Source organism: Pseudomonas sp. RC2C2 (assembly GCF_018390435.1).
Classification (GTDB): domain Bacteria; phylum Pseudomonadota; class Gammaproteobacteria; order Pseudomonadales; family Pseudomonadaceae; genus Aquipseudomonas; species Aquipseudomonas donghuensis.
In genome coordinates this window covers 277,933-293,870 of record NZ_JAHBAX010000002.1, presented here as the reverse complement: position 1 = coordinate 293,870, position 15,938 = coordinate 277,933, and the positions used below count along the sequence as shown (strand labels likewise).

Genomic DNA, 15,938 nt, shown 5'->3' with positions numbered 1-15,938 from the left:
GGAGCAACTGTCTTGATCAGGCTGTTTGCACTCGCCAAGGGGTATTGTCCCGCAGCATTGCATTCAGCCTGACGATCAGCACCCGCATGCAGGCTACGAGGGCCACTTTGGCGCACTTGCCACGCTCCCGAAGTGCTTCGTAGCGTGCTTTAAATTCCGTGTTGTGGCGGATGATGATCCAGCTCGACATGTACAGAACTCGCCTTACATGCGCCCGCCCCCCCCATATCTGGCGGTGCCCTCGATGGCTACCGCTATCGTTGTTGTAAGGCGCTACGCCCACCCGCGCGGCGATTTGACGGCGGTCCAACTGCCCCAGTTCAGGCAGTGAGGCGAGCAGATTTGCGGCGGTTACCCGACCGATTCCGCTCACCGCCAACAACTGACGCGCCCTGGTATCGTCAAGTTGCACCATCGCCTGGTCAATTTCTTCGTCGAGGCGTTTGATCAGCACTTTCAGCTGTTCTATGTGCTCATCAAAGTGGGCCATCACCATTGCCGAGCGGCATTGCAGGCGACGCCGTTTGTAGTCATCACGGCTCTGCACAAATTGGGCGCGCTGCTTCACCAACTCGCGCAGTTCTTCGCGTTCCGGGCTGATCGGTTGGCCTTGAGGAGCGCTGAGGTGTGCAGCGAAGTCCGCAAGGACCTCGGCGTCGATCTTGTCGGTTTTGGCTTTTTTACCCATGGCATCGGCGAATTTCCGCGCACGGGCTGGATTGATGCAGATGGTTTCGAAACCCGCCGAGCGCAATGCAATCAGCACTTCTTTCTCGTAGCCGCCGGTCGCTTCGATCAGCACTCGACTGATCTTGAAGTCCTTCAGACGCTCAAGCAACGCCTCGAAGCCTGCGGAGTTGTTGGCCACTTCGAAGCGGATTTTCTGAGGTTTGATGCAGATTTCCAAAGTGGCTTTGGCAGTGTCGATTCCAACAGAAGACAACATGGCTGAACCCTCTTACACTCAGTTGTGAGAGCGCTCTGGCTTGGCCCACGCTTGTGATTCGAGAGGCGCTCAATCAACTGTTCGGGCTCGGGCCAGAGTGGAGAGGTGAATGGCAGCTTTGCTCCCACGCGTGCTTTAAGCACTACCGGCGTACAGCTTGCCATTCACCGCTCTCACTTCTGATTCTATTCCTACCTCAAGACACAAGCCGGCGTTACCGGCGATGCAGGGCATAGCCCTGCCAATCCCTGCTTGACGTATACGTCAACCTGCAATTAGCTTAGCTCCATGCCCTTTTACCGAGCCAAGCAATGAGCAGCCAGACCTACAGCATTTCCGACCTGTCCCGCGAGCTGGACATTACCACCCGGGCGATCCGCTTCTATGAAGAACAGGGCCTGCTCAGCCCGGAACGCCGAGGCCTGGAACGGGTCTACTCGGCCCGCGACAAGGTCAGCCTGAAGCTGATTCTGCGCGGCAAGCGCATTGGCTTTTCCCTGGCCGAATGCCGTGAGCTGATCGAGCTCTATGACCCTTCCAGCGGCAACCTGAAGCAGTTGCACAGCATGCTGGCGAAGATCGCCGAACGCCGTGCCCAACTCGAACAGCAACTGCTCGACATCCAGCAGATGCAACTGGAGCTGGATACAGCCGAGGAACGCTGCGAGCAAGCCCTGGCCGCGACCCTGAACAACCAGAAAAACAGCCATTGAGCCCTGAGGAACCCTGCCCATGTCATTGCCTGAAAAAGTCCGCCTGGTCGAAGTCGGCCCGCGCGACGGCCTGCAGAACGAAGCCCAGCCCATCAGCGTGGCCGACAAGGTCCGGCTGGTCGATGACCTGAGCGCCGCCGGCCTGTCTTACATCGAGGTGGGTAGCTTCGTTTCGCCCAAGTGGGTGCCGCAGATGGCCGGTTCCGCCGAGGTGTTCGCCAATATCCAGCAACACAGTGGCGTGACCTACGCAGCCCTGGCGCCGAACCTGCGCGGTTTCGAAGATGCGCTGGCAGCCGGGGTCAAGGAGGTGGCCGTGTTCGCGGCGGCGTCCGAGGCGTTTTCCCAGCGCAACATCAACTGCTCGATCAGCGACAGCCTGCAGCGCTTCGCGCCGATCATGGCAGCGGCGCGTCAACACGGGGTGCGGGTGCGCGGTTATGTGTCCTGCGTGCTGGGTTGCCCCTATGAAGGCACGATCAGCGCCGAGCAGGTCGCCCCGGTGGCCCGCGAGCTGCACGACATGGGCTGCTATGAAGTGTCGCTGGGCGACACCATCGGCACCGGTACCCCCGGGGCCACCCGGCGCCTGTTCGAAGTGGTCGGCGCCCAGGTGCCACGCGAGCAACTGGCCGGGCACTTTCATGACACCTATGGCCAGGCCCTGGCCAACGTCTATGCCAGCCTGCTCGAAGGCATCAGCGTGTTCGACAGCTCTGTTGCGGGCCTCGGCGGCTGCCCCTATGCCAAAGGCGCCAGCGGTAACGTTGCCAGCGAAGACGTGCTGTACATGCTCCAGGGCCTGGGCATCGACACCGGTATCGACCTGGAGCGCTTGATTGCCGCGGGCTTGCGTATCAGTGCGGTACTCGGCCGTACCACCGGTTCGCGGGTGGCACGCGCGCGGAACGCACGCTGAACACAGGCGGTAACAGCCCAATCACCCCCTGGGTGTTACCGCGCCCGCACTTTTCAGGGAAATTCCGGGTAACACGGAAACAAATCGACAGAATTTCCCGGGACCGTTTTTTGATAAAACCTTCAAGCCATTGATTTTATTGGGTTTTAAAAAGTTGGCACGGCACCTGCTATATCTCAGGTACAAGAACAATAAAAAGTGCGACATACCCAATAAAAATAAGACGAAACGACTCTGACATAACAAGAACAACACGACAGAGGCGCAGCTAACAGATTTTTTTGGAGAGGATGTGCTTTCCAGGGGCTTGCCCCGCAACCGGACACAAAACAATAAAACTACCCCAAGGTAGCGCAGGTCACGGTTGGATCAGCAATGATGAAGGTAGATCAGCGCTCAAAAAAATACGTTTGCTCTTGATCCCGGATGGGGATCGCCAGTGATGCAGAGGCAACGGTCACCAAAAACAACAATAGGCCGCCCTCCAATAACAAAAATGAGAGCACGCAACAATCTTTGAGGGGAGCTTAGGCTCCCCTCAGTGCTTCCCGCCCTCGCCGTTTTCGTCCTCGTCCTTCTCAAAGCGATTGACCACCAACGGCATCACCCCCAATACCAGCAAGGCCAGCACGGTGCTGATCACCGCCGTAGCTTCACGCCCCATGCCCGCTGCCACGCCGATCGCCGCTGTCATCCACAGGCCCGCCGCGGTGGTCAGGCCTTTGACATTGCTGACGTCCTGGTCGTGCCCCTTGAGAATGGTCCCGGCGCCAAGAAAACCGATCCCGGCGACGATCCCCTGCACCACCCGGCTCAATGCCGCATCGTCGGCCCCGGCCATGCGCGGCACCAGTACGAACAGCGCCGCGCCGAGGGCCACCAGCATATGGGTGCGTACCCCGGCGGCCTTGCCCTTGAGCTCGCGCTCAAAGCCGAGAATGGCACCCAGCAGCGCGGCCATGACCAGGCGCACTGTCACCTGGGTAAGCTGCTTGGCATCGGTGATGTCGGCAAACTCCGCCACCAGGGTAATCCAGACTTGATGCCACCAGGCGTCCATGGGCTTTGTCCGTGCAGGAGGGATTATTCGATGGACAACGGCCGCACCTGCAAGTGCGCCACTGACCGCTGATCGGTTGCCGCCAGCATCCCGTGCGCTCGCGCGGTCCCAAACATAGGACCCCAGCAACGAGGAAGCGGCCATGCCTATTGAAATTGACCAGACCAACCAGCGCTGCACCCTGATCGGCGATCACAACGCACGCATCGAGGGCGAAGCCACGCAGGTGCGGATCGTCACCGACGAAGCCCTGCGCATGTCGGTTGCCGAGCTCAACGGCGAACGCGTACCGATCACTGAACAAGAAGCCGACGCCCTGACTGTAGCGGGTGCGGTGGATGGTCGCAGGCACCTCAAGAGCACCGAGGAGGGCTCGATAATCTGAGGCCTGCAGGCTTTTTACGGAAAATCTGATACGGTTTTTATCGAAATAGCTGAGCCTGTTATGCAAACAGATGGGGCGCCATAGTGCTCTGGCCTGATCGAGGCCTGATGAGCGACGAACCATGAGCGATAGAATTCCCGTCCAGATCGTTGAAATTGCTGAGCCTTCCACTTTCAAGAAGAAGCCTGCCAGCAGCGACAGACAGATCCACACCCGTAGTTTCACCGGCTTGTTTCGTAACCTGCGCCTGGCGGGTGCGGGTTTTCTGTTTTTGCTGTTCTTCGGCACCGTCTGGTTGAACTGGGACGGTCGTCAGGCCGTGCTTTGGGACTTGGCCGATAGCAAGTTCCACATTTTCGGCGCCACTTTCTGGCCACAGGATTTCATCCTGCTCTCGGCCTTGCTGATCATCTGCGCCTTCGGCCTGTTTGCCATCACCGTGTTCGCCGGCCGAGTCTGGTGTGGCTATACCTGCCCACAGAGTTCCTGGACCTGGATCTTCATGTGGTGCGAAAAGGTCACCGAAGGTGAACGCAACCAGCGCATCAAGCTGGATGCCGCGCCGTGGAGCCTGAACAAACTGGCCCGGCGCTCGGCCAAGCACACCTTGTGGCTGGGCATCAGCCTGCTCACCGGGCTGACCTTCGTCGGCTATTTCACCCCGATCCGCCCGCTGGCCGAGGAACTGTTCACCCTGCAACTGGGCGGTGTCAGCCTGTTCTGGATTCTGTTCTTCACCGGCGCCACCTACATCAACGCCGGCTGGCTGCGTGAAGCGGTGTGCATGCACATGTGCCCGTATGCGCGTTTCCAGAGCGTGATGTTCGACAAGGACACCCTGACCGTCGCCTACGACCCGGCCCGTGGCGAGTCCCGCGGCCCGCGCAAAAAGGAAGTCGACCACAAGGCCAAAGGCCTGGGCGATTGCATCGATTGCCATATGTGCGTGCAGGTCTGCCCGACCGGTATCGACATCCGTGACGGCCTGCAGATGGAGTGCATTGGTTGCGCTGCCTGTATCGATGCCTGTGATTCGATCATGGACAAGATGGGCTACGCCCGCGGCCTGGTCGGCTACAAGTCCGAACACACCCTGCAAGGCGGCACCACCAACTGGCTGCGGCCGCGCCTGCTCGGTTACGTCACCGCCCTGGTGGTAATGATCGGCGCCCTGGTCATCGCCCTGCAGCAGCGGCCGATGGTGTCGATGGACGTGATCAAGGACCGTGGCCTGTTCCGCGAGAACAATGCCGGGCAAATCGAGAACATCTACACCCTCAAGGTCATCAACAAGACCCAGCAAGCCCAGCACTATCGCCTGCGCCTGCTCGATGCCGAAGGCTTCGAACTGCACGGCAAGACCGAGTTCAGCCTGGCAGCCGGGGAAATGAGCGACTTGCCGGTGTCGGTGGCGATGTTGGCCGACCGTCCGCAAAGCAGCTCCCAGGACATCAGCTTCGAACTGGTCGACACCGACGAACCGGGCATCCGCAGCGTCGCCCACAGCCGTTTTGTCGCGCCTTTGAACCGCTGATCCCATACACTGCCCGAGCATCCGAAACCTTTCGAGCCATGATGAAACGCTACGAGAAATTCGCCGACGACATTGCCGAACTGATTCGCTCCGGGGTCCTGGGCCCCGGCCAGCGCGTGCCGTCGGTGCGATACGCCAGCCAGACCCACGGCGTCAGCCCGTCCACGGTGTTCCAGGCCTATTACCTGCTGGAGCGCCGCGGGCTGATCCGCGCGCGGCCGCGCTCGGGCTACTTCGTCAACGCCCACGCGCCGCGTCAGTTCAGCGAGCCGCAGATCATCGAGCAAGCCAGCGAGTCCACCGAGGTGGATGTCAGCGAGCTGGTGTTCTCGATTCTCGACTCGATCAAGGACCCGCAAACCGTGGCCTTCGGCTCGGCGTTCCCCAGCCCCAACCTGTTCCCGCTGCCGCGCCTGGCCCGCTCCATGGCCAGCGCCAGCCGCGAGATGGACCCGCGCATGGTGGTCACCGACCTGTCGCCGGGCAACCCGCAACTGCGCCGGCAGATTGCCCTGCGCTACATGGTCGGCGGCCTGATGCTGCCCATGGAAGAACTGCTGATCACCAACGGCGCACTGGAGGCCCTGAACCTGTGCCTGCAGGCGGTGACCGAGCCGGGCGACCTGGTGGCCATCGAGGCACCGGCTTTTTATGCCTGCCTGCAAATCCTCGAGCGGCTCAAGCTCAAGGCGGTGGAAATCCCCGTGCACCCGCGCGAAGGCATCGACCTCGGGGTGCTGGCCCAGACCCTGGCCAAGCACCCGGTCAAGGCCGTGTGGTGCATGACCAACTTCCAGAACCCGGTAGGCGCAAGCATGCCGGAGGAGAAGAAACAGCAGCTTGTGGAGCTCTTGCGCGAGCATCAGGTGCCGTTGATCGAAGACGACGTCTACGCCGAGCTGTACTACGCCCAGCAGGCACCGAAACCAGCCAAGGCCTTCGACACCGACGGCCTGGTGATGCACTGCGGCTCGTTCGCCAAGAGCCTGGCCCCCGGCTACCGGATCGGCTGGGTGGCCGCCGGGCGTTATGCGCAGAAGATCGAACGACTGAAGCTGATGACCTCGCTGTGCGCCTCGATGCCGGCCCAGGCAGCGATTGCCGACTACCTGCAGCACGGCGGCTACGACCGCCACCTGCGCAGGCTGCGCTACGCCCTGGAGGAACAACAGGCGGCGATGCTCGCGGCCATTGCCCGGTATTTCCCGCCACAGACCCGGGTCAGCCATCCAGCTGGCGGTTACTTCCTGTGGCTGGAGCTGCCCGAGCAAATGGACTCGCTCAAGCTGTTCCAGATGGCCCTGGCCCAGGGCATCAGCATCGCCCCGGGGCCGATTTTTTCGCCGACCCGGCGCTTTCGCAACTGCATCCGCCTCAACTATGGCAGCCCCTGGACCGAGCAATCGGAAAAGGCCATGGAGACCCTGGGCAAAATCGTCCGTTCGTTCTGAGCGGCGGTTGAACTTCGAGCGCGCTTGCTGCACCCTGCGCGCTCGAACGCCCAGGGATGGATGAGATGTACAAGCGACAGCATTTTCTTACGCCGCAGCGTTACCAACGCTTCCTGGAAAACTACCAGGAGTCCCGGGCATTCTTGCAGGACAATCGCCTGCAGGCCAACTCCGATGAACAGGAAGCAGTGTTCCGCGCCCGGCATACGAAAGGCTGGGCCTTTGACCACGTGCTGATCAGCTACACCGCTGGCGTCTCTATCGACACCCTGCCCGCCTTGCTTGCGGTGCTGATCGATGAGTACCAACAGCTGCAACACAAGATGGCCGTCTACACCGAGGCGCCAGACGTCGCCCCGCTGAATCTGGACGATGTCGAAGAGCATCACGAATGCATGCAGGTCATCAGCCTGTGCATCCTGCTCGGCCGCCACGACCTGCTCGAACGCTTCGTCGCGCTGATGGACAACGGCGGCTACGCCGAACAAGACACCCTCTATGAAGACCTGCTGAGCCGGATACTGCCCGACCGTTACGATGTCGATGAGTGGTACCAGGATTACGCCACGCCGTTGGTGCAAACCATCTATGCCACCAGCCCCGAGCAAGCGGCCAGCCGCCTGCAGGGCTACTGCGAGCAATGGTACGAACACTTCCTGCACGCCAGCTGGTACGACACCCATGGCGACGATATAAGCGGCTACGTTGGCTACTGGTCGTTCGAGGCCGCAGCCGTGGCCCTGCTTTACGGCATCGATACCCGCGCACTGCTGCACGTGATCTTCCCCCATGACTTGCTCGAACACGCCCGCAAACTGCCGGTTTACCAAGCCATACGCTGGGAGTGCCTGGGCGACGCTGAAGACCCGCAGGAGGACGAAGAAGTTATCGACGAAGAGGACGACGAAGACAGCGACGATGACTTCGCCTACGACATCAAGGCTGCCGGCGTGACCCTGTCCGATGCCATCGACGCCGGCAACATCCCGCACCTGGCCCAGGCCCTTAACACCTATGACACGGTCGAGGCGATCCTGGCCCTGAACCTTGCTGGCGACGCTCAGGAGCAGGACGACGCCTATTTCGACCTGGCCCTGGCCCTGCTCGGCTGGGTACCCGGCCCCGGCCACGGGCTCAAGCGGGTGCTGCGCCTGGTCAATCGCGACCCGAAAAAACACGCCGAGCAGCTTTACGATTTGCTGCGCCATGTGCTGCTCAACTGCAAACTGAAGACCAGCCCGGATGCCCTGCTTGAAGAAAGCCTGAATGCCGAGGTGCTGCGTGCAGAGCTTGCGCAGATCATCATGGCGGTATGTGCCAGTGCGACCTTCCTGGCACTCGATGAGCAACGCCAGGCGCTGGTGCTGAGCGACCTGGAGCAGGCCGGTGAACACCTGGACGATCTGATCGAACGCATCGACGAACGCCTGATGCCGTGGCTTGCGGTGCAGCGTAATAGCTCTGCCGAGGCTTCGGGCAGCAGCCTGCGCATCCCGGCGCAAACCAGCAAACCGCAGTCGCGGCGCGTCGATAGCCTGCGCGAGCACGGTACGGTCAGTACCCATCCGGCGGCCACCGATGCCGGCAAGCTCAGCCGGGAGCAGATCAACCCGGCGGCCACCAGCAACTGGCTGGAGCTGAGCCTGGACGACGGCAAGCTGGGCGGGGTTCCCGGCGCGGCCTACAAGGTGATCTTCGCCGACGGCAGCATTGCTGAAGGCCATTTGAACAACCTCGGTCATATCCGCCTTGAGGGCGTACCCTTCGGCCCGGCCAAGGTGTATTACGGTGAAGACCCGCGCCCCTACCAACGCCAGCCGATCAAGGCGCTGGACAGCAGTGCAGCGCTGATCGACCGAGACCTGCGCAGCCTGGGTTTCATCCCCTCGAAACTCGACCGGGACGACCTGTATGCCGAAACCACCGGGCGGATTGCACCGTACTGCGAACTGAACGCCCTCTGGTGGGAATGGGCCAGCGCTCGCTACCACGGCCATTGATCCGCCCGACCTGCAGCCGCGCAGTTGTTGAGTGCTGCGCGGGACGCTACATTTGCCGCAGTCCCCAGGTCGGAACACGCGCATGTCGTCGAACGAACTGCAGTCCCTTCGCCAGCAACTTGAGCAGTTGCAGCAGCAAAACAATCTGCTCAAAGTACAGCTGGCCGAGCGCAACGGCGCAGGCCATGAACCAGACAATCAGGCCCTGGCCGACACCCAGCAGCGCTACCGCTTTCTGTTCGAGGCCATGGACGAAGGCTTTTGCATCATCGAATTCTTCGACGGCCCCCACGGCCCGCTCAGCGACTATATCCACATCGAAGCCAACGCCGCCTACGCCAAGCATGCCGGGATCGACAACGTGGTAGGCCAAACCCTGCGGCAGCTGGTCCCCGATGAGGCCGAAGGCTGGATTGCCCGCTACGGTCCGGTGCTGCACAGCGGCAACCCGATCCGCTTTGAGCAAGAACTGGTGGCCACCGGCCGCCACTTGGATATCTGCGCCTTTCGCATGGAGCCGGCCAGTCGCAAGCAGGTCGCAGTGCTGTTCCAGGATGTGACTGCACGCAAGCGCGCCGAATCCGCCCTCAGGCGTCTCAACCAGGAGCTGGAACAACGGGTTGCCCAGGCGGTGGCAGAACGCAAGATCCTCACCGATGTGGTCGAAGCCACCCTGGCGCAGATCCAGGTGGTGGATCTGGACATGCGCTGGCTGGCTATCAACCGCGCTGCCCGCGATGAGTTCCAGCGGCTTTTCGGCCTGACGCCGAGCGTCGGCGACAGCTTGCCTGATCAAATGGCCAAGCATCCCGAGGACTGCGCCCGCGGCCTGCTGCTCTGGACACGGGCGCTCAAAGGTGAAGCGTTCGTCGAGATTGCCGAGTTTGGCGCAGGCGACCAGCACCGCCACTACGAACTGCGTTTCAGCCCGCTGCATGACCCGCACGGGCAGTTGATCGGCGCTTACCTGTTCGCCTACGACATCAGCGAGCGGATCCGTGAGCAAAAACGCCTGCGCAAGACCGAAGAGGCCTTGCGCCAGGCGCAGAAAATGGAAGCGGTAGGCCAGCTCACCGGCGGCATCGCCCATGACTTCAACAACCTGCTGACCGGTATCAGCGGTTCCCTGGAGCTGTCGCGCAACCTGATCGGGCGCGGCCGTCACCAGCATATCGATCCCTACCTGCGCACCGCCCAGGACGTGTGCAACCGCGCAGCGTCCCTGGTCCACCGGTTGCTGGCCTTCTCCCGGCGCCAGACCCTGGAACCGCGCACCATCGATGTCAACCGCCTGGTCAGCGGCATGACCGAACTGATCCGCCGTAGCGTCGGCCCGCATATCGAGATCGAGTTGTTTACCGCCAGCGCTACCTGCCGGGCCAGCATCGATTCATCGCAACTGGAAAACGCCCTGCTCAACCTCTGTATCAATGCCCGCGACGCCATGCCGGGCGGTGGCCGGATCACCATCGAAACCCGCCATCTGCAGGCCGATGACCAGATCGCCGCGCACCTGGACCTGCCCCCCGGTGACTACCTGGCCCTGAGCGTCAGCGATAACGGCAGAGGCATGTCGCCGCAAGTGCTGGCACGCGCCTTCGACCCGTTCTTCACCACCAAGCCGGTGGGCCAGGGTACGGGCCTGGGGCTGTCGATGGTCTATGGTTTCGTGCGTCAGTCCGGTGGCCAGGTGCGGGTCTATTCGGAGCCTGGCCAGGGCACCAGCGTGCACCTGTACCTGCCGCGCCTGGACAGCGCCAGTTTACCCGCCAGCGAGCCGCTGCCGGTTGCCCGCACGCCGCGTGAACTGCGCGACATGACGGTGATGCTGGTCGATGATGAAGCAACCATTCGCATGCTGGTGGGCGAGGTACTCAGCGACCTGGGTTACACCAAAATCGAATTCGGCGACGGCCACAGCGCCTTGGCGGCACTGCAAAACGGCGCGGCCATTGACCTGTTGATCAGCGATGTCGGCATGCCCGGCGGCATGAACGGCCAACAACTGGTGGCGGCCGCCCGCCAGTTGCGGCCCGGATTGAAAGTGCTGTTCATCACCGGCTACGCCGAACAGGCGGTGCTGGGCGGCGGTGTGTTCGAGCCGACTACCCGGGTGCTGAGCAAGCCGTTCAGCCTCGATACCCTGGCCCAGCGTATCGAGGAGATGATCGGCTGATCAGCGCCCACCCCCCAGGTCAAGGAAACTGCCAGTGGAGTAAGAGGCTTTGTCTGACAGCAGCCAAAGAATCGCCTCGGCCACTTCTTCTGCCTGCCCGCCCCGGCCCATGGGAATGCCCGGCGCCAGCTTGCTGACCCGATCCGGGTCGCCGCTGAGCGCATGGAAGTCGGTGAAGATGTAACCCGGGCGCACGGCATTGACCCGCACACCTTCACCCGCAACTTCCTTGGCCAGGCCCAGCGTGAAGGTGTCCAGCGCCCCCTTGGAGGCGGCATAGTCGACGTACTCGTTGGGCGAACCCAGCCGTGCCGCTACCGATGAAACGTTGACGATGCTGCCGCCCTGCCCGCCATGGCGGGTCGACATGCGCTGCAGCGCATGCTTGGCGCACAGCATCGGCCCGACCACGTTGGTTTTCATCAGCTTGAGCAGGCGAAACTCCGACACTTCCTCGACCCGGCTCTTCTGGCCGATGGTGCCGGCATTGTTGACCAGTGCGGTGACCGGCCCGAGCTCGGCATCCACGCGCAGAAACAGCTGGATGATCTCATCCTCGACACTGACATCGGCCTTGACCGCGATGGCTTCGGCGCCCAGCTCGCGGACCTCGGCCAGCACCCGCTGGGCAGCCTCGTCATCGGTCAGGTAGTTGATGCAGATACGGTAACCGACGCGTGCGGCCAGGCGCGCGGTGGCGGCGCCAATGCCGCGGCTGGCGCCAGTGATCACGATAACCTTGTCCATGGATACTCCTTGCGTTGACCCCTCAAGGCTAACGCAGTCAGGGGCCGGGCACAAAGCCGCTTCAGGCAGCCGGTGGCGGTGGCGGCGCCTTGGGCTCGGCCTTGCGTAGTGGGTACAGGTGCTGGCTAACGATGCCGTCTGGCAGGTCCTTGCCGAACACACCATAACGCGCCGGCCATTCCTTGGGTGGCAGCTTGAAGGTGCCGAACAGTATGTCCACCAGCGGTGTGTGGATCGCGTAGTTCTTGTAAATGTAATCCTTGTGCCGGGCGTGGTGCCAGTGGTGATAACGCGGCAACACCAGCAAGTAGTTGAGCCAGCCGCCATCGATACGCACGTTGGCGTGGGCCAGTACCGCCTGCACGCCGACCAGGATCACATAGGCGTTCATCGCCTGGGGCGAGAAGCCCAGCAGGATCAAGGGCGCCAGCACCCCGGTGCGGGTCAGGAGAATCTCGCAGAAGTGGATACGCGAACCGGCCAGCCAGTCCATGTGCGTGCTCGAGTGGTGCACCGCATGAAAGCGCCACATCCACGGCACCACGTGATACAGGCGGTGCAGCCAGTACTGGCCGAGGTCGGCGACAAACACCGCGAGCAGAAACTGCACCACGATCGGCAGGCTTTGCACCTTGGCCTGCAGGGTATCGGACACTACCCAGGCGGCCAGCCAGCTGGATGAGGCGGTGACGAAAATAAGGATGAACTGCACCAGCATGTGGCTGACGAAAAAGTAACTGAGGTCGGTGCGCCAGTGCGGGCGCAGGATGTTCTGCTGCGGGTCCTTGGCGTAGAGCTTTTCCAGCGGGATGAAGATCACCGCCGACACCAGCAGCGCCAGCACGAACCAGTCCAGGCCCAGCGAGTACGGGGTCTGGCCAATGACTTCGGTCTGGATGTTGGTACCGCCCAGAAACATCGCCAGCCCCGCTGCGCTGATGCCGGTGAAGCCCAGGCGCTTGCGCTTGTTGAGGAGGATGTTCAGGGTGCCCAGGGCAAAGGCCAGGATCAGCCCGATCAGCAGTACGGTGCGGGCGAAGTGCACGCTGTAGACCTTGCGGAACTCGGCAAAGGTCAGCCACTGCGGAAACAGGAAACACAGCACCGCCAGCAGGCTGAGCAGCCCCAGGGCAGCCGAGATGTAACCACTGATGCGCCCTTCGCCAAGCTTGAAGGGGTCGTGGCCGTGGCGTTTGAAATAGGCCTTGATTGCCTGCATGAATCGCTGTTCCTTGATGGTGATGGGCTCCGTGCGGCGCGGAGTATACCGACCTGCGGCCGCCAGTGAACCGCCACCTGCACCGGCAACTGACAAATCTGTAATCCACTGCTCAGTTTACTGACAGTCAGCGCTGGCTAAGGTCGTGTCATCCCCGCCCCTGGAATGGCACCCTATGCTTCGACACCCGACCCGCCGAACCTTCGTCAAGGGCTTTGCCGCCGGCAGCGCCCTGGCCGGCCTCGGCCTCTGGCGCCTGCCGGCGTTTGCCGCACCTGCGGTGTTCAGCAATGAACTGAGCGGCCAGCACTTCGAGCTGTTCATCGGTCAGACGCCGGTGAACATCACTGGCCGCTCGCGCACGGCCCTGACCATCAACAACAGCCTGCCCGGCCCGACCCTGCGTTGGCGGCAAGGCGACACGGTGACCCTGCGGGTGCGCAACCGCCTGGGCGAGCCGACCTCGCTGCACTGGCACGGGATCATCCTCCCGGCCAACATGGATGGCGTGCCGGGCCTGAGCTTTGCCGGCATCGAGCCCGGTGGCGAGTACCTGTACCGCTTTACCCTGGAGCAGAGCGGTACCTACTGGTACCACAGCCATTCCGGCTTGCAGGAGCAGGCCGGAGTCTATGGCGCCATTGTCATCGAGCCCAAGGTGCCCGAACCCCATCGCTATCAGCGCGACTACGTGCTGTTGCTCAGCGACTGGAGCGACCAGGCCCCCGGTGAGCTGATGGCGACCCTGAAAAAGCAGTCGGATGCCTTCAATTACCACAAGCGCACCGTTGGCGACTTCATCGACGATGTCGCCAGCAACGGCTGGCAGCAAACCGTCACCGAGCGCAAGGCCTGGGCAGCCATGCGCATGAGCCCTACCGACCTTGCCGACATCAGCGCCGCCACCTACACCTACCTGCTCAACGGCCAGCCGCCAGACGGCAACTTCACCTGCCTGTTCGAGCCCGGCGACACCGTGCGCCTGCGCCTGATCAACGGTTCGGCCATGAGCTACTTCGACTTTCGCATTCCGGGCCTGAAGCTCACCGTGATTGCCGCCGACGGCCAACCGGTGCAACCGGTCGAGGTCGACGAGTTGCGCATCGCCGTGGCCGAGACCTACGACGTGCTGGTGCGGGTCGGTGACCTGCCCGCCTACACCCTCTATGCCCAGAGCATGGACCGCAGCGGCTATGCCCGTGGCACCCTGGCCCGCCGCAACGGCCTCAGCGCCGAAGTACCGGAACCGGACCCGCGGCCGATCCTGTCGATGGCCGATATGGGCCACGGCGCCATGGCGGACATGGGCGCCATGGACCACAGCCAGATGGCCGGCATGGACCACTCGATGATGGCCGGCATGCAACAGCACCCGGCCAGCGAAAGCGGCAACCCGCTGGTCGACATGCAGACCATGAGCCCCAAGCCCAACCTCGCCGACCCGGGCATCGGCCTGCGCAACAACGGCCGTCGGGTGCTGACCTACGCCGACCTGAAGAGCACTTTCGCCGACCCCGATGGCCGCGAGCCGTCACGGGAGATCGAACTGCACCTGACCGGGCACATGGAGCGCTTTGCCTGGTCGTTCAATGGCATCAAGTTCTCCGACGCCGAGCCGCTGCGCCTGACCTATGGCGAGCGCCTGCGCATCACTCTGGTCAACGACACGATGATGGCCCACCCGATCCACCTGCATGGCTTGTGGAGCGACCTGGAGGACGAACACGGGCGCTTCCAGGTGCGCAAGCACACCCTCGACATCCCCCCGGGCAGCCGGCGCAGCTACCGGGTCAGCGCCGACGCCCTGGGGCGCTGGGCCTATCACTGCCACCTGCTCTATCACATGGAGATGGGCATGTTCCGCGAGGTACGCGTCGATGAATGAGCCGATCTTGCGACCGCTGCTCGGCGGCTTCGCCCTGCTGGCCTTGCTGGCCAGTGAAGAGGCGCGCGCCGAGGCCATGGATCACGCCGCCATGGGCCACGGCGCCATGAACCATCAAGGCATGCCCGCGCAGAACATGAACCACCAGGGCATGAACCACGGCATGATGCCGCAGACGCCACGTACACCACTAAGGCCGATTACCGACGCCGACCGCCAGGCCGCCTTCCCGCCCCTGCCCGGCCATCAGGTCCACGACCGGCAGAGCAACTGGGCGGTGATCGTCGAGCAACTGGAATACCAGAACTTTGACAGCAGCAGTGCCCTGAACTGGAACGCCAACGCCTGGATCGGCGGCGACATCGACCGCCTGTGGCTGCGCACTGAAGGCGAACGCGAACGGGGCGTGACCCACAAGGCCGAGCTGCAGGCGCTCTGGGGCCATGCCATCAGCCCTTGGTGGGAACTGGTCGGCGGCCTGCGCCAGGACTTCAAACCGGCCAGTGGCCAGACCTGGGCCGCCTTCGGCATCCAGGGCACGCCACTGTACGGCCTGGAGCTGGAGGCCACCTTGTACGCTGGCGAGCGCCAGCAAACCGCGCTGCGCCTGGAGAGCAGTTACGCTATCCTGCTGAGCAATCGCTGGATCCTCGAACCGTCGCTTGAGGCCAACTTCTATGGCCGCAACGACGCGACACGGGACCAGGGCAGCGGCCTTGCCGACAGCGAGATCGGCCTGCGCCTGCGCTACGAAATCACCCGCGGCTTTGCCCCGTACCTGGGCATCAGCTTCAACCGGGCCTACGGCAACAACGCCGAACAGATCCGTGATGAGCACGGCGATATCGGCCAGACCCGCCTGGTCGCCGGGGTTCGCCTGCGTTTCTAGAAGTGGAGAAGTAC

Annotated in this window: 13 protein-coding genes; 9 read left to right on the top strand and 4 right to left on the bottom strand. The window is 62.7% G+C overall.

Translation table 11 applies throughout. From position 1 onward, the window contains the following. Positions 1–16 precede the first annotated feature (16 nt). Entirely contained in the window at positions 17–946 is a 930-nt protein-coding gene (locus KHO53_RS19800; RefSeq protein WP_213570697.1) for an IS110 family RNA-guided transposase, read from the bottom strand. Positions 947–1,257: 311 nt separating this feature from the next. Here KHO53_RS19800 and KHO53_RS19795 point away from each other — a divergent pair, with 311 nt between their 5' ends. Together KHO53_RS19795 and KHO53_RS19790 are read left to right on the top strand one after the other, a co-directional pair. Further along, a complete protein-coding gene (locus KHO53_RS19795; protein WP_010226535.1) occupies positions 1,258–1,659 on the top strand; it encodes a MerR family transcriptional regulator in 402 nt (133 codons plus the stop codon). 19 nt (positions 1,660–1,678) lie between these two features. Continuing rightward, a complete protein-coding gene (locus tag KHO53_RS19790) occupies positions 1,679–2,578 on the top strand; it encodes a hydroxymethylglutaryl-CoA lyase (protein ID WP_010226536.1) in 900 nt (299 codons plus the stop codon). A gap of 538 nt (positions 2,579–3,116) precedes the next feature. Here the strand turns inward: KHO53_RS19790 and KHO53_RS19785 are convergent. Further along, positions 3,117–3,638, bottom strand: coding sequence for an MgtC/SapB family protein (locus KHO53_RS19785; RefSeq protein ID WP_010226538.1), 522 nt, complete (start codon positions 3,636–3,638; stop codon positions 3,117–3,119). Between the two features lie 142 nt (positions 3,639–3,780). Between KHO53_RS19785 and KHO53_RS19780 the strand changes: the two genes are divergently transcribed. The 5 genes from KHO53_RS19780 (at position 3,781) to KHO53_RS19760 (ending at position 11,184) form a co-directional block, all read left to right on the top strand. After that, a complete protein-coding gene (locus tag KHO53_RS19780; protein ID WP_010226539.1) occupies positions 3,781–4,023 on the top strand; it encodes a DUF3203 family protein in 243 nt (80 codons plus the stop codon). A 121-nt stretch (positions 4,024–4,144) separates the two neighbouring features. Continuing rightward, entirely contained in the window at positions 4,145–5,557 is a 1,413-nt protein-coding gene (gene ccoG, locus KHO53_RS19775; protein ID WP_010226540.1) for a cytochrome c oxidase accessory protein CcoG, read from the top strand. 41 nt (positions 5,558–5,598) lie between these two features. After that, a complete protein-coding gene (mapR, locus tag KHO53_RS19770) occupies positions 5,599–7,008 on the top strand; it encodes a GntR family transcriptional regulator MpaR (protein WP_010226541.1) in 1,410 nt (469 codons plus the stop codon). Positions 7,009–7,073: 65 nt separating this feature from the next. Next, complete coding sequence (locus KHO53_RS19765; RefSeq protein WP_249684627.1) at positions 7,074–9,008, top strand: PoNe immunity protein domain-containing protein; 1,935 nt, start codon at positions 7,074–7,076, stop codon at positions 9,006–9,008. An 82-nt stretch (positions 9,009–9,090) separates the two neighbouring features. After that, positions 9,091–11,184, top strand: coding sequence for a hybrid sensor histidine kinase/response regulator (locus KHO53_RS19760; RefSeq protein ID WP_213570695.1), 2,094 nt, complete (start codon positions 9,091–9,093; stop codon positions 11,182–11,184). Here the strand turns inward: KHO53_RS19760 and KHO53_RS19755 are convergent, their stop codons facing one another. Both KHO53_RS19755 and KHO53_RS19750 read right to left on the bottom strand, forming a co-directional pair. Then, positions 11,185–11,931: an SDR family oxidoreductase gene (locus KHO53_RS19755; RefSeq protein ID WP_213570694.1), complete on the bottom strand. Its 747-nt coding sequence runs from the start codon at positions 11,929–11,931 to the stop codon at positions 11,185–11,187. 61 nt (positions 11,932–11,992) lie between these two features. Further along, positions 11,993–13,150, bottom strand: coding sequence for a sterol desaturase family protein (locus KHO53_RS19750; RefSeq protein ID WP_213570693.1), 1,158 nt, complete (start codon positions 13,148–13,150; stop codon positions 11,993–11,995). Positions 13,151–13,325: 175 nt separating this feature from the next. Between KHO53_RS19750 and KHO53_RS19745 the strand changes: the two genes are divergently transcribed. Further along, positions 13,326–15,035, top strand: a complete 1,710-nt coding sequence (locus KHO53_RS19745; protein WP_010226551.1) for a copper resistance system multicopper oxidase — start codon at positions 13,326–13,328, stop codon at positions 15,033–15,035. After that, positions 15,028–15,924, top strand: coding sequence for a copper resistance protein B (locus KHO53_RS19740; protein ID WP_213570692.1), 897 nt, complete (start codon positions 15,028–15,030; stop codon positions 15,922–15,924). Before KHO53_RS19745 ends, KHO53_RS19740 begins: the two co-directional genes overlap by 8 nt. Positions 15,925–15,938: the final 14 nt, after the last annotated feature.